We start from the raw sequence: 13688 nt of genomic DNA, 5'->3' as shown, positions 1-13688 counted from the left end.
TCGTCGCGCGAACTTAACTGACCGGAACCTACGCGTCCGCTTTCAGAATCTGAACACTTCTGGTGGTGTTCTTTGTTCGATCGTGATGAACTTGGCCGCAGAATGATCGTGATCGATTATGGTGTGTTATGTTTGATTGTGTTGAGTGACGGGACATGGTGGGGCGCTCTGACGGTGTCCTGGTGCGGAGGAGTCCGGCGTGAAGAAGACCTCGACCCGGCTGGCGGACGGCCGAGAACTCATCTACTACGACCTCGGTGACGCCACGGTCCGCGACGCGGTGGACCACCGCCCGCTGGAGCCGACGGTCACCAGCTCGGAGATCCGCCGCGACCCGCTGCTCGGCGACGCGGTGGCGATCGCCTCCCACCGCCAGGGCCGCACCTACCACCCGCCGGCCGACGAGTGCCCGCTGTGCCCCACGCGGGACGGCAGGCTCAGCGAGATCCCGGACTCGTCCTACGACGTCGCGGTCTTCGAGAACCGTTTCCCCTCCCTGGCCGGCGACTCCGGCCGGTGCGAGGTGGTCTGCTTCACCTCCGACCACGACTCCTCCTTCGCCGACCTGACGGACGAACAGGCGCGGCTGGTGCTCGACGCCTGGACCGACCGCACCGCCGAGCTGTCTCATCTGCCCTCCGTGGAACAGGTCTTCTGCTTCGAGAACCGTGGCGAGGAGATCGGTGTGACGCTCGGTCACCCCCACGGGCAGATCTACGGCTACCCCTTCACCACCCCTCGTACCGCCCTGATGCTGCGCTCTCTCGCGGCCCACAAGGAGTCGACGGGCGGGGGCAATCTCTTCGACGACGTGCTCGCCCGGGAAGAGGCCGGTGAGCGGGTCGTCCTGTCGGGTGAACACTGGGTCGCCTTCGTGCCGTACGCGGCGCACTGGCCGTACGAGGTGCACCTCTACCCGCGCCGCCGCGTGCCGGACCTGACGGCGCTGGACGAGGACGCGCGCGCGGAGTTTCCCCAGGTCTACCTGGAACTGCTGAGGCGCTTCGACCGGATCTTCGGCGAGGGGCAGCCGCCGACGCCCTACATCGCCGGGTGGCACCAGGCGCCGTTCGGCGCGCTGGAGGAGTTCGACGGGGTCAACCGCGAGGACTTCGCCCTCCACCTCGAGCTTTTCACCGTGCGCCGTACTTCCGGCAAGCTGAAGTTCCTCGCGGGTTCCGAGTCCGGCATGAGCGTGTTCATCAACGACGTGCCGCCGGAACGCGCGGCTCAGCGACTGCGGGAGGTAGCGAGTTCATGAGTGGCAAGTACCTGGTCACCGGTGGTGCGGGTTATGTCGGAAGCGTGGTGGCCCAGCATCTGCTGGAGGCCGGCCACGAGGTCGTCGTGCTGGACAACCTCTCCACCGGCTTCCGCGAGGGCGTGCCCGCCGGGGCGGCGTTCGTGGAGGGCGACATCCGCGAGGCGGGCCGGTGGCTCGACGCGTCCTTCGACGGCGTCCTGCACTTCGCCGCGTCCTCCCAGGTCGGCGAGTCGGTCGTGAAGCCGGAGAAGTACTGGGCGAACAACGTCGGCGGCACCATGGCGCTGCTCGGCGCGATGCGCGACGCCGAGGTGCGCACCCTCGTCTTCTCCTCCACCGCCGCCACGTACGGCGAGCCCGACCAGGTGCCGATCGTCGAGACCGCGCCGACGCAGCCGACCAACCCGTACGGCGCGACCAAGCTCGCCGTCGACCACATGATCACCGGTGAGGCGGCGGCGCACGGCCTGGCCGCGGTCTCCCTGCGCTACTTCAACGTCGCGGGCGCGTACGGCGAGTGCGGCGAGCGGCACGACCCCGAGTCGCACCTGATCCCGCTGGTCCTCCAGGTCGCGCAGGGCCGCCGCGAGTCGATCTCGGTGTACGGCGACGACTACCCGACCCCGGACGGCACTTGCGTGCGCGACTACATCCACGTCGCGGACCTCGCCGAGGCGCACCTGCTGGCGCTGCGCGCCGCGAAGGCCGGCGAGCACCTGATCTGCAACCTGGGCAACGGCAACGGCTTCTCCGTGCGCGAGGTGATCGAGACGGTCCGCGAGGTCACCGGCCACCCGGTGCCCGAGGTCACCGCCCCCCGGCGCGCCGGCGACCCGGCGGTGCTGGTCGCCTCGGCGGCCGTCGCCCGCGACCGGCTCGGCTGGAAGCCCTCGCGCGCGGACCTCGCGGGCATCGTCGCGGACGCGTGGGAGTTCGCGCAGCGCCGCAAGTGACCACCGGCCGGCGACCGCCGGCCGGGCACGAGTACAGGTACGGAAGGTCAGGGGTCAGGGGATGGGCGAGGCTGACGCCGGCGAGGTCGCCGGACGTTTCACTGGGTTGTACGGGACGGCCCCGGAGGGGGTCTGGGCGGCGCCCGGCAGGGTCAACCTGATCGGCGAGCACACCGACTACAACGACGGTTTCGTGATGCCGTTCGCGCTGCCGCACGTCACGGTCGCCGCGGTCTCGCGCCGCGCGGACGGGCTGCTGCGGCTGCACTCGGCGGACGTCGACGGAGGCGCCGAGGGCGACGGCGTCGTCGAGCTGCGGCTCGACGACCTCGCCCCGGAGTCCGACCGCTCCTGGACCGCGTACCCGGCGGGCGTGGTGTGGGCGCTGCGCGAGGCCGGGCACCCGGTCACCGGCGCGGACGTGCACCTGGCGTCGACGGTGCCGAGCGGCGCGGGCCTGTCGTCGTCGGCGGCGCTGGAGGTCGTGGTCGCGCTCGCGCTGAACGACCTGTTCGAACTGGGCCTGAAGGGCTGGCAGTTGGCCCGGCTGTGCCAGCGCGCGGAGAACGTCTACGTCGGTGCCCCGACCGGGATCATGGACCAGACGGCGTCCGCGTGCTGCGAGGCGGGCAACGCCCTGTTCCTCGACACCCGCGACCTGTCCCAGCGGCAGACCCCGTTCGACCTGGCCGCCGAGGGCATGCGGCTGCTGGTCGTCGACACGCGGGTCAAGCACGCGCACAGCGACGGCGAGTACGGCAAGCGCCGGGCCGGCTGCGAGAAGGGCGCGGCGCTGCTCGGCGTCGACGCCCTGCGGGACGTGCCGTTCGCGGAGTTGGACGCCGCGCTGGAGCGGCTCGGCGACGAGGAGGAGGTGCGCCGCCTGGTGCGCCACGTCGTCACCGAGGACGAGCGCGTCGAGCGGGTGGTGGGTCTGCTGGAGGCCGGCGACCCGCGCGCGATCGGGCCGGTGCTGACCGAGGGCCACGCCTCGCTGCGCGACGACTTCCGCATCTCCTGCCCGGAGCTGGATCTCGTCGTCGACACCGCGAACGCCTCCGGCGCGCTCGGCGCGCGGATGACCGGCGGCGGCTTCGGCGGCTCGGCGATCGTCCTCGTCGAGGAGGCCGACGCGGAGACCGTCACGAAGGCGGTCGAGGGCGCGTTCGGCGCGGCGGGCTTCCGGACGCCGCGCGTGTTCGAGGCCGTGCCCGCCGCGGGCGCGCACCGCCTGGTCTGAGCGGACGGGCGGGGGCGCCCGCCGCCCCCGCCCTCAGCCCAGTCGCTTCGTCAGCGTGAACTCCGTGATCCCCGGCGGGTAGTCGGGGATCACGCACACGACGTCGTAGCCGTGCCGTCGGTAGAAGTCCGGGGCCTGGAAGTCCCACGTCTCCAGCCGCACCGCCCCGCAGCCGCGTTCGGCGCGCGCGATGTCCTCGGCCCGCGCGAGCAGCGCCCCGCCGAGCCCGCCCCCGCGGTGCTCCGCGGCGACCCACAGGTACGTCACGTGCAGCCAGCCCGCCCAGGTGTGGCCGACGAGTCCGCCCAGCGTCCCGCCGTCGCGTTCGTCCAACGCCCATACGTGCAGGGGCACTTCGCGGGAGCCGTCGGGGTCCTGGCGCAGCGCGCGCAGCACCGGGGACGCCTTCGTGTTGGTGTCCAGGAGGCTGGTCCTGAGCAGTTCGCGCCGGTCCCGGTCGACTTCCGCCTCGATACGCACCATGCGACTCACCCTAAACCGGCCCCGCCGCCAGTTCTGCAAATAGCCTTCCGCTGCCGCATTCCGCCCGTACCCTGATGAACAGCGCCGGTGGGGGCCGGTGCCATCAGGGGGCGCGACAGTCGGGTACGACGCCCGAAGTGGGGGTAGCAGTTTCCTGCACGGCGGCGGCCGTGCGGCCGCGGCGGCCCCGCTTCGGGGACCTGAGACGGACGGAGGACCCGCGAGGGCTTCGGGCGTCGGACCCGTGCGGGTCGTCGTCTCCTGTCATGGGGTATCCCCTGCTCTTCGGGAGTGTGGGGAAGGGGGTTTCGTGATCCGCATCCGAGTCCTGGTCGTGGACGACCATCGCATCTTCGCCGAGTCACTGGCCGCGGCGCTGGCCGCCGAGCCGGACGTCGACGTCGCCGCCGCCGGTTCGGGACCGGCCGCGGTGCGCTGCATGGAGCGCGCCGTGACCGAGGGCCGCCGGTTCGACGTCGTGCTCGTGGACGCCGACCTCGGCGGCAACGTCCCGGCGGGCAGAGCGGCCGTGCCCGTGCGCGAGGGCAACGAGGAGGGCCTGGTGGACGGGATCTCCCTGGTCGCCGGCGTCCGTTCCGCGCACCCGGGCGTACGGACCGTCGTGCTCGCCGAGAAGGACGACCCGCGCCGGGCCGCGCTCGCGCTCCAGGCGGGCGCCTCGGGCTGGGTCGCCAAGGACTGCTCGCTGTCGCGGCTGCTGAACGTCATCCGCGGGGTGCTGCGCGACGAGACGCATCTGCCGCCCGCCCTTCTCACCGGCGTCCTGCGGGAGTTGACCGCGGCGCGCAAGCACCGCACCGAGAGCGAACGGCTCGTGGAGTCGCTCACCCCGCGCGAACGCGAGGTACTGCGCTGCATGGTGGCGGGCCTGGGCCGCAAGGCGGTCGCGGAGCGGCTGTTCCTGTCCCCGCACACCGTGCGCACCCACATGCAGAACGTCCTGGGCAAGCTGGGCGTGCACTCCACCCTCGCCGCGGTCGCGCTCGCGCGCCGGGCGGGCGTGGGTCCCGTCGACCTAGCCGGGGATGTTGTCGAACGGGGCGGTCAACTGGCGTAGCAGTCCCGCCAGTTCACCACGCTGGGCGCGTGACAGCTCGGCCAGCAGGGCGCGTTCCTGGTCGAGCAGGCCCGCCAGTGCCTCGTCGGCGCGGTTGCGCCCGTCGGGGGTGAGGCGCACCAGTACCCCGCGCCGGTCGCTGGGGTCGGGGAGCCGCTCCACCAGGCCCTTCTTCGCCAGCCGGTCGATGCGGTTGGTCATGGTGCCGGAGGTGACGAGCGTCTGGGTCAGCAACTGGCCCGGTGAGAGCTGGTAGGGGCTGCCCGCGCGCCGCAGCGCCGTCAGGACGTCGAACTCCCAGGGCTCCAGGCTGTGCTCCGCGAAGGCCAGTCGGCGTGCCCGGTCGAGGTGCCGGGCGAGCCTGCTCACGCGGCTCAGCACCTCCAGCGGTTCCACGTCGAGGTCCGGGCGCTCCCGGCGCCATGCTGCGACCAGCCGATCGACCTCGTCCTCCATGACGATCAGTGTAGTTGTTGTGTCGACGTGAAGTCTCTTGAAGTGATGCCTCTTGATCTCAAGTCTCTTGAAGTGATGCCTCTTGATCTCAAGTCTCTTGACGTCAAGATAGTTGGGGTGTGAAGCTGGAGGCGCGACGATCACCGACGATCTCCCGGAGGCGCCCGTGCCCACCACCCCTCCCGTCTGGGACCCCGCCCAGTACCTACGTCACGCCGGACACCGGGCCCGCCCGTTCGCGGACCTGCTGGCCCGCGTCGGCGACCTGCCCGGCAGCGCGCCGCGCGTCGCCGACCTCGGCTGCGGTCCCGGCAACGTCACCGCGACGCTGGCCGAGCGCTGGCCCGCCGCGCGGATCACCGGCTACGACAACTCCCCGCAGATGCTCGCCGACGCCGCCGCCCACGCGGGTCCCACGCCCGGCGGCGGCCGGATCGACTTCACCGACGCCGACCTGCGCGACTGGACGCCGGAGCAGGGCGCCTGGGACCTGATCGTGTCCAACGCGACGCTCCAGTGGGTCCCCGGCCACCTCGACGCGTTCCCGGCCTGGCTGGACGGGCTCGCGCCCGGCGGCACCCTCGCCTTCCAGGTCCCGCACAACATGGACGCGCCCCTGCACGTCCTGATGCGCGAACTCGCCGAGGGCCCAGGCTGGAAGGCGCGGCTCGGCGGGGTGCTGCGCGCCGCGGACTCCGTCCACGACCCCGCCGTCTACCTGGACCGGCTGGCCGGGCTCGGCTGCGCGGCCGACGTGTGGGAGACGACGTACCTGCACGTGCTGGACGGCGAGGACGCCGTGCTCGACTGGGTCGGCGGCACCGGGCTGCGCCCCGCGCTCACCGCGCTCGACGGCGACCCCGGGGCGCGGGACGCCTTCGTGGCCGAGTACCGGGACCTGCTGCGCACCGCGTACCCGCGTGCCGCGTACGGCACGGTGCTGCCCTTCCGCCGGCTGTTCGCGGTCGCCCGGAAGGGGGCCTGACGTGCTCGTCGCCGTCGACCACGTCCAGCTCGCGGCGCCGCCCGGCACGGAGGACCTGCTGCGCGCCTTCTACACCGGCGTGCTCGGGATGACGGAGGAGCCCAAGCCGCCGGTGCTCGCGGCGCGCGGCGGCTGCTGGTTCCGGGCGGGCGCGGTACGGCTGCACGTGGGCATCGAGGAGGGGTTCCGGCCGTCCGCGAAGGCGCACCCGGGGCTGCGGGTGGCGGACATCGACGCGTTCGCGGACCGCCTCGCCACGCACGGCGCGGACGTGGTCTGGGACGGCGACCTGCCGGGCCACCGCCGGTTCTACAGCACCGACCCGGTGGGCAACCGGCTGGAGTTCCTGGAGCCGGGCAGGGGCTAGGGGCTGTCGTCGGCCCGGCCCGCGGACGCGGGGTCCGGCACGCACGGCGGCGACAAGGACCGCGGCCGGTTCCGTGCGGTGGGCTCAGGTCTTCCGGTGCCCTATCAGCCGCGGCTTCTGCTCCAGGCCGTCCAGGCCGTTCCACGCCAGGTTGACCAGGTGGGCGGCGACCTCGGACTTCCTGGGGCGGCGCACGTCCAGCCACCACTGGCCGGTCAGGGCGACCATGCCCACCAGCGCCTGCGCGTACAGCGGGGCCAGTTTCGGGTCGAAGCCGCGGCTCTTGAACTCGCGGCCGAGGATGTCCTCCACCTGCGTCGCGATGTCGGAGATCAGCGACGCGAACGTGCCGGTGGACTGCGGGATGGGGGAGTCGCGGACGAGGATGCGGAACCCGTCCGTGCGCTCCTCGATGTAGTCGAGGAGCGCGAAGGCGGCCTGCTCGCACAGTTCGCGCGGATGGCCGGCCGTCAGCGAGCCGGTCACCATGTCCAGCAGGCACCGCATCTCGCGGTCGACGACGACCGCGTACAGCCCCTCCTTGCCGCCGAAGTGCTCGTAGACCACCGGCTTGGAGACCCCGGCCTGCGCCGCGATCTCCTCCACCGACGTCCCCTCGAAGCCCTTCGCGGCGAAGAGGGTGCGTCCGATCTCCAGCAGCTGCTGGCGCCGCTCCGCCCCGGTCATCCGGGTGCGGCGCGCGCGCCGCGGCTTGTCGTTGCCCTCGGTGCTGCTGGAGTCGGTCGCCACGCCGACCATCATGCCGCCTTGACGGTCTCCGTCTCGCGCCGGGAGCGCCTCGGGTCCGCGTCGCGGCGGGAATCGATGCGCGAGCGGGACGGCCAGCGCACGTCGTAGGCCCAGCCGAGCTGCTCGAACCAGCGGATGATGCGGGCCGAGGAGTCGAGCTGGCCGCGCTCCACGCCGTGCCGCGCGGAGGTCGGGTCGGCGTGGTGCAGGTTGTGCCAGGACTCGCCGCACGACAGGATCGCCAGCCACCACACGTTGCCCGAGCGGTCACGGGACTTGAACGGGCGCTTGCCGACCGCGTGGCAGATCGAGTTGATGGACCAGGTCACGTGGTGCAGCAGCGCGACGCGCACCAGGGAGCCCCAGAAGAACGCGGTGAACGCGCCCCACCACGACATCGTGACCAGGCCGCCGACCAGCGGCGGGATCAGCAGCGAGACCGCGGTCCACAGGATGAACTGACGGGAGATCGCGCGCATCGCCGGGTCGTTGACCAGGTCCGGGGCGTACTTCTCCTGCGGCGTCTGCTCCTCGTCGAACATCCAGCCAATGTGTGCCCAGGCCAGGCCCTTCATCAGGGCGGGCAGGTCGTCGCCGAAGCGCCATGGCGAGTGGGGGTCGCCCTCGGCGTCGGAGAACTTGTGGTGGCGGCGGTGGTCGGCGACCCAGCGCACCAGCGGGCCCTCGACGGCCATCGAGCCCATGATCGCCAGCGCGATCTTCAGCGGTCGCTTGGCCTTGAACGAACCGTGGGTGAAATGCCGGTGGAAGCCGATCGTGATGCCGTGGCAGCCGAGATAGTAGAAGAACACCATCAGGCCGAGGTCCAGCCAGCTCACACCCCAGCCCCAGGCCAGCGGCACGGCCGCGACGAGAGCGAGGAACGGGATGATGATGAAGAGGAGGAGCGCGATCTGTTCGACCGAGCGCTTCTGCTCGCCGCCCAGGGTGGCGACGGGGGTCGGACCGTCGGGCGCCTGCGGCGCGTCTTCGATCAGATCGGAACTCGTGGTCATGGGCGTCCCCTGTGGGGTCGAGGGTATGAGCGGGAGCCGGGCCGTGGAAAACGCGTGCCGTTTCCTACGGTTCCGTAACCTACGGCATCGTAAGTATGGCAGCGCCCGTACCGGCGGCAAGAGCCCGAGAGCCTGCGGCGTCGTCGGGCGACCTATCCTTGGACGTGGTCGGACAGCGCGGTCCGCTCGATTTCTTCCCGGACGGCCGTTCCGTGATACGAGGACCGCTTGCGCGGCCGACCGTTCGGGTTCCCTCCCAGACGAGCTTCAACACTGCAAGGAGCCGCACCTGTGAGCAGTGCCGACGACCAGACCACGACGACCGGCAGCGAGCTGCGGGCCGACATCCGCCGCCTGGGCGACCTCCTCGGAGAGACGCTGGTGCGGCAGGAGGGACCCGAGCTCCTCGATCTCGTCGAGAAGGTCCGCCGCCTCACGCGCGAGGACGGTGAAGCCGCCGCCGAGCTGCTGCGCGGCACCGAACTGGAGACCGCGGCCAAGCTGGTCCGCGCCTTCTCCACCTACTTCCACCTGGCCAACGTCACCGAGCAGGTGCACCGCGGGCGCGAGCTGCGCGCCCGCCGGGCCGCCGAGGGCAGCCTGCTCGCGCAGACCGCCGACCGGCTCAAGGACGCCGACCCCGAGCACCTGCGCGAGACGGTGGAACACCTCACCGTCCGCCCCGTGTTCACCGCCCACCCCACCGAGGCCGCCCGCCGCTCCGTGCTGAACAAGCTGCGGCGCGTCGGCGAACTCCTGGAGACCCCGGTCACCGAGGCGGACCGCCGCCGCTACGACACCCGGCTCGCCGAGAACATCGACCTGGTGTGGCAGACCGACGAGCTGCGCGTGGTCCGCCCGGAACCCGCGGACGAGGCCCGCAACGCGATCTACTACCTGGACGAGCTGCACGCCGGCGCGGTCGGCGACGTCCTGGAGGATCTGACCGCCGAGCTGGAGCGCGTCGGCGTGACGCTGCCCCCGGGCACCCGGCCGCTGACGTTCGGCACCTGGATCGGCGGCGACCGCGACGGCAACCCCAACGTCACCCCGCAGGTCACCTGGGACGTGCTGATCCTCCAGCACGAGCACGGCATCAACGACGCCCTGGACACGATCGACGAGCTCCGCGGCTTCCTGTCCAACTCGGTCCGCTACACCGGGGCCACCGAGGAACTCCTCACCTCGCTCCAGGAGGACCTGGAGCGGCTGCCGGAGATCAGCCCCCGCTACAAGCGGCTCAACGCCGAGGAGCCCTACCGGCTCAAGGCCACGTGCATCCGGCAGAAGCTGGAGAACACCAAGGAGCGCCTCGCCAAGGGCACCCCGCACGTGCCGGGCCGCGACTACCTCGGCACCGCGGGCCTGCTGCACGACCTGACCCTGATCCAGACCTCGCTGCGCGAGCACCGCGGCGGCCTGTTCGCCGACGGCCGGATGAACCGCACGATCCGCACGCTCGCCGCGTTCGGTCTCCAGCTCGCCACGATGGACGTCCGCGAGCACGCCGACGCCCACCACCACGCCCTCGGCCAGCTCTTCGACCGGCTCGGCGAGGAGTCCTGGCGCTACTCGGACATGCCGCGCGAGTACCGCTCGAAGCTGCTCGCCAAGGAGCTGCGCTCGCGCCGGCCGCTCGCGCCGTCCCCGGCGCCGGTGGACGCGGCGGGCGAGAAGACCCTCGGCGTCTTCCAGACGGTGAAGCGGGCCCTGGAGGTCTTCGGCCCCGAGGTCATCGAGTCGTACATCATCTCGATGTGCCAGGGCGCCGACGACGTGTTCGCCGCCGCCGTGCTCGCCCGCGAGGCCGGGCTGCTCGACCTGCACGCGGGCTGGGCGAAGATCGGCATCGTGCCGCTCCTGGAGACGACCGACGAGCTGAAGGCCGCGGACACGATCCTGGAGGACATGCTGTCCGACCCCTCCTACCGGCGGCTCGTGGCCCTGCGCGGCGACGTCCAGGAGGTCATGCTCGGCTACAGCGACTCCTCCAAGTTCGGCGGCATCACCACCTCGCAGTGGGAGATCCACCGCGCCCAGCGCCGGCTGCGCGACGTCGCGCACCGCTACGGGGTGCGGCTGCGCCTGTTCCACGGCCGCGGCGGCACCGTCGGCCGCGGCGGCGGCCCCACTCACGACGCGATCCTCGCGCAGCCGTGGGGCACGCTGGAGGGCGAGATCAAGGTGACCGAGCAGGGCGAGGTCATCTCCGACAAGTACCTGATCCCGTCGCTGGCCCGGGAGAACCTGGAGCTGACCATCGCGGCCACCCTCCAGGCCTCCGCCCTGCACACCGCGCCCCGCCAGTCCGGCGAGGCGCTGGCGCGCTGGGACGCGGCGATGGACGTGGTCTCCGACGCCGCGCACCACGCGTACCGCGCGCTCGTCGAGGACCCCGACCTGCCGTCGTACTTCCTCGCGTCCACCCCGGTGGACCAGCTCGCCGACCTGCACCTGGGTTCGCGGCCCTCGCGCCGCCCCGGTTCGGGCGTCTCCCTCGACGGACTGCGGGCCATCCCGTGGGTGTTCGGCTGGACGCAGTCGCGGCAGATCGTGCCCGGCTGGTTCGGCGTCGGCTCCGGCCTCAAGGCGCTGCGCGAGGCCGGTCTCGACACGGTGCTCGAAGAGATGCGCGACCAGTGGCACTTCTTCCGGAACTTCATCTCCAACGTCGAGATGACGCTCGCGAAGACGGACCTGCGCATCGCCGGGCACTACGTCGACACCCTCGTGCCCGACCACCTCAAGCACGTCTTCGACGTCGTCAAGGCCGAGCACGAACTGACGGTGCGTGAGGTGCTCAACGTCACCGGCGAGTCCGAACTGCTCGCCGCGCAGCCCGACCTGAAGCAGACGTTCGCCATCCGCGACGCCTACCTGGACCCGATCTCCTACCTCCAGGTGGCGCTGCTCAAGCGCCAGCGCGACGCGGTCGCGGCCGAGGAGGAGGCCGACCCGGTCCTCTCCCGCGCACTGCTGCTGACGGTCAACGGCGTCGCGGCCGGCCTGCGCAACACCGGCTGACCGACGGGCTGTTGACGGTGCCCCCGGTCGCGGTACGGGCCGGGGGCACCGTCATCTCGTCATGTCCCGTGCCGGTGGCGGGAGTTCAGAGCGCGAAGAAGGTGACGGTCACCAGCAGGGCGCCCGCGAGACCCAGCAGTTTCGCGAGCCCGGACTTGCGCAGTCCGCCCGCCACCAGCACCGCGGCGAGCAGCAGCGCCCCGCCGAAGGGCAGCCAGGCCAGCAGCACGCCGCCCGTGCCGGACCGCAGCACCTCGTTCGTGCCGGGCTTCACGATCACGTCGTACGTCGAACCCCTGCGCACGGCGACGGACCTGTCGATGACCACCCGGGGCCGCGCGGTGGAGCCCACCGACCGGGGGGTGTACGGGCCGGTGCAGAGGTCGTCGGCGCACCGGGTGACCGTCAGGGTGCCGCTCTCGCGGCCCTTGGTCAGCATCACCTGCTGGGCGTTGTGCCAGGACGCCCAGACGCCGGCGACGAGGATCAGCAGCACGACCGCGAGCGTCCCCAGGACCCGGCTCACCCGCAGCACGGGGTTCGAGCGCTTGGCGGGCGGGGAGACGGCGGAAGGCATGGCGGTGATCATTGGCCATGGATGTGCGGCGAGTCAACTCAGGCTGCCGGGCGCCCGGTTGCGGGGACCCGCCGGTGTGCGCCGTCAGGAGTTGTACGTGCCCTGCGCCCGTTCCAGGCCCTCCGCGATCAGGGCCTCCACCGCGTCCGCCGCGCGGTCCACGAAGTAGTCCAGTTCCTTCTTCTCCGTGCCCGAGAAGTCCTTCAGGACGAAGTCCGCGACCTGCATGCGGCCCGGCGGGCGGCCGATGCCGAAGCGGACCCGGTGGTAGTCGGGGCCCATCGCCTTCGTCATCGACTTCAGTCCGTTGTGGCCGTTGTCGCCGCCGCCGAGCTTCAGGCGCAGCACGCCGTAGTCGATGTCCAGCTCGTCGTGGACCGCGACCACGTTCGCCAACGGGACCTTGTAGAAGTCGCGCAGCGCGTTCACCGGGCCGCCCGACAGGTTCATGTACGACGTCGGCTTCGCCAGCACCACGCGGCGGCTCGCGGGGCCGGGCGGGCCGATGCGGCCCTCCAGGACCTGGGCCTGCGCCTTGCCGGCGCGCTTGAACTTCCCGCCGATCCGGCCGGCCAGCAGGTCGGCCACCATGAAGCCCACGTTGTGCCGGTTCGCCGCGTACTCGGGGCCGGGGTTGCCCAGGCCGACGATCAGCCAGGGGGTGCCGGGGTCAGCCGTCACGTGTCTTCCTTCTTCCGCTCTGTCGCCGGCTCTGCGGTCCTGACACGCGCCAGCCGCCGCCCCCGTACGGGGACAGCGGCTGACGCGGCAATCGGTGATCCCGGGGGATCAGGCCTCTTCGGTGCCCTCGGCGGCCTCGTCCGCGTCGGCGGCCGGCTCCTCGGCCTGCGCGGCCAGGACCTGCAGCACGACGGCGTCCTCGTCGATGGCCAGCGTGGTGCCCTTGGGCAGCTCGATGTCCTTGGCGTGGATGGCCGCACCGGCCTCCAGGCCCTGGATGGAGACCGAGACGGACTCGGGGATGTGCGTGGCCTCGGCCTCGACCGTGAGGGTCGACAGCACGTGCTCCAGGATGAAGGCACCCGGGGCCAGCTCGCCCTCGGCGAGGACGGGGATCTCGACGGTGACCTTCTCGCCGCGCTTCACGAGGAGCAGGTCGACGTGCTCCAGGGTGCCGCGCACGGCGTCACGCTGGACGGCCTTCGGGATGGCCAGCGCGGACTTGCCCTCGACGTCCAGCTCGATGAGGACGTTCGAGGTGCGCAGGGCGAGCAGCAGCTCGTGGCCCGGGAGCACCAGGTGGACGGGCTCGGTGCCGTGCCCGTAGAGGACCGCGGGGACCTTGTGGTCGCGGCGGATGCGGCGGGCGGCGCCCTTGCCGAACTCGCTGCGGGTCTCGGAGGCAAGCTTGATCTCGGACATGTTCACTCCTCGTGCTACAGGTACGGACGTGGTCACCCGGCCACGAACGGCCTGCTACGAAGAGCGCGTCGATAACGGAGAACCTGGTCCGCCTCACTGAAGCGGTACGGCC

At 71.8% G+C, this 13688-nt stretch carries 14 protein-coding genes; 7 read left to right on the top strand and 7 right to left on the bottom strand.

What is annotated here, in order from left to right:
* Positions 1 to 199: 199 nt before the first annotated feature.
* The 3 genes from galT (at position 200) to galK (ending at position 3457) form a co-directional block, all read left to right on the top strand.
* A complete protein-coding gene (gene galT, locus ACFZA0_RS12350) occupies positions 200 to 1261 on the top strand; it encodes a galactose-1-phosphate uridylyltransferase (RefSeq protein WP_391014649.1) in 1062 nt (353 codons plus the stop codon).
* On the top strand, positions 1258 to 2217 hold the full coding sequence (gene galE / locus ACFZA0_RS12345; RefSeq protein ID WP_391014648.1) for a UDP-glucose 4-epimerase GalE: 960 nt from the start codon (positions 1258 to 1260) through the stop codon (positions 2215 to 2217). The genes galT and galE overlap by 4 nt, the downstream gene beginning before the upstream one ends.
* Positions 2218 to 2278: 61 nt before the next feature.
* Positions 2279 to 3457, top strand: coding sequence for a galactokinase (galK, locus tag ACFZA0_RS12340; RefSeq protein ID WP_391014646.1), 1179 nt, complete (start codon positions 2279 to 2281; stop codon positions 3455 to 3457).
* Positions 3458 to 3490: 33 nt separating this feature from the next.
* Here the strand turns inward: galK and ACFZA0_RS12335 are convergent, their stop codons facing one another.
* Positions 3491 to 3940, bottom strand: coding sequence for a GNAT family N-acetyltransferase (locus ACFZA0_RS12335; RefSeq protein WP_391014644.1), 450 nt, complete (start codon positions 3938 to 3940; stop codon positions 3491 to 3493).
* A gap of 310 nt (positions 3941 to 4250) precedes the next feature.
* Between ACFZA0_RS12335 and ACFZA0_RS12330 the strand changes: the two genes are divergently transcribed.
* Complete coding sequence (locus ACFZA0_RS12330; RefSeq protein WP_391014642.1) at positions 4251 to 5018, top strand: LuxR C-terminal-related transcriptional regulator; 768 nt, start codon at positions 4251 to 4253, stop codon at positions 5016 to 5018.
* Here ACFZA0_RS12330 and ACFZA0_RS12325 read toward each other — a convergent pair.
* A complete protein-coding gene (locus ACFZA0_RS12325; protein ID WP_391014640.1) occupies positions 4977 to 5474 on the bottom strand; it encodes a MarR family transcriptional regulator in 498 nt (165 codons plus the stop codon). The two genes, ACFZA0_RS12330 and ACFZA0_RS12325, sit on opposite strands and share 42 nt — an antisense overlap.
* A gap of 166 nt (positions 5475 to 5640) precedes the next feature.
* Between ACFZA0_RS12325 and ACFZA0_RS12320 the strand changes: the two genes are divergently transcribed.
* Both ACFZA0_RS12320 and ACFZA0_RS12315 read left to right on the top strand, forming a co-directional pair.
* The gene (locus ACFZA0_RS12320; protein ID WP_391014639.1) at positions 5641 to 6459 is read left to right on the top strand and encodes a trans-aconitate 2-methyltransferase; all 819 of its coding nucleotides are present in this window, start codon (positions 5641 to 5643) and stop codon (positions 6457 to 6459) included.
* A 1-nt stretch (position 6460) separates the two neighbouring features.
* Positions 6461 to 6826 carry a VOC family protein gene (locus ACFZA0_RS12315; RefSeq protein WP_391014637.1) on the top strand — a complete coding sequence of 122 codons (366 nt, stop codon included), beginning with the start codon at positions 6461 to 6463 and terminating at the stop codon, positions 6824 to 6826.
* Positions 6827 to 6910: 84 nt separating this feature from the next.
* Here the strand turns inward: ACFZA0_RS12315 and ACFZA0_RS12310 are convergent, their stop codons facing one another.
* Both ACFZA0_RS12310 and ACFZA0_RS12305 read right to left on the bottom strand, forming a co-directional pair.
* Complete coding sequence (locus ACFZA0_RS12310; protein ID WP_391014636.1) at positions 6911 to 7588, bottom strand: TetR family transcriptional regulator; 678 nt, start codon at positions 7586 to 7588, stop codon at positions 6911 to 6913.
* Positions 7585 to 8592: a fatty acid desaturase gene (locus ACFZA0_RS12305; protein WP_391014634.1), complete on the bottom strand. Its 1008-nt coding sequence runs from the start codon at positions 8590 to 8592 to the stop codon at positions 7585 to 7587. The genes ACFZA0_RS12310 and ACFZA0_RS12305 overlap by 4 nt, the downstream gene beginning before the upstream one ends.
* A gap of 291 nt (positions 8593 to 8883) precedes the next feature.
* On the opposite strand from ACFZA0_RS12305, the gene ppc reads away from it, so the two are divergent.
* Positions 8884 to 11616 carry a phosphoenolpyruvate carboxylase gene (gene ppc / locus ACFZA0_RS12300; RefSeq protein ID WP_391014632.1) on the top strand — a complete coding sequence of 911 codons (2733 nt, stop codon included), beginning with the start codon at positions 8884 to 8886 and terminating at the stop codon, positions 11614 to 11616.
* An 85-nt stretch (positions 11617 to 11701) separates the two neighbouring features.
* Here the strand turns inward: ppc and ACFZA0_RS12295 are convergent, their stop codons facing one another.
* The 3 genes from ACFZA0_RS12295 to ACFZA0_RS12285 form a co-directional block, all read right to left on the bottom strand.
* Entirely contained in the window at positions 11702 to 12193 is a 492-nt protein-coding gene (locus tag ACFZA0_RS12295; RefSeq protein ID WP_391014631.1) for a hypothetical protein, read from the bottom strand.
* Positions 12194 to 12277: 84 nt separating this feature from the next.
* Complete coding sequence (pth, locus tag ACFZA0_RS12290; RefSeq protein WP_391014629.1) at positions 12278 to 12874, bottom strand: aminoacyl-tRNA hydrolase; 597 nt, start codon at positions 12872 to 12874, stop codon at positions 12278 to 12280.
* Between the two features lie 108 nt (positions 12875 to 12982).
* Positions 12983 to 13576, bottom strand: a complete 594-nt coding sequence (locus ACFZA0_RS12285; RefSeq protein ID WP_391014627.1) for a 50S ribosomal protein L25/general stress protein Ctc — start codon at positions 13574 to 13576, stop codon at positions 12983 to 12985.
* Positions 13577 to 13688 lie beyond the last annotated feature (112 nt).

This window comes from Streptomyces sp. NPDC008150, from assembly GCF_042956945.1.
GTDB lineage: Bacteria > Actinomycetota > Actinomycetes > Streptomycetales > Streptomycetaceae > Streptomyces.
This window is presented reverse-complemented; position numbering and strand designations above follow the sequence as displayed.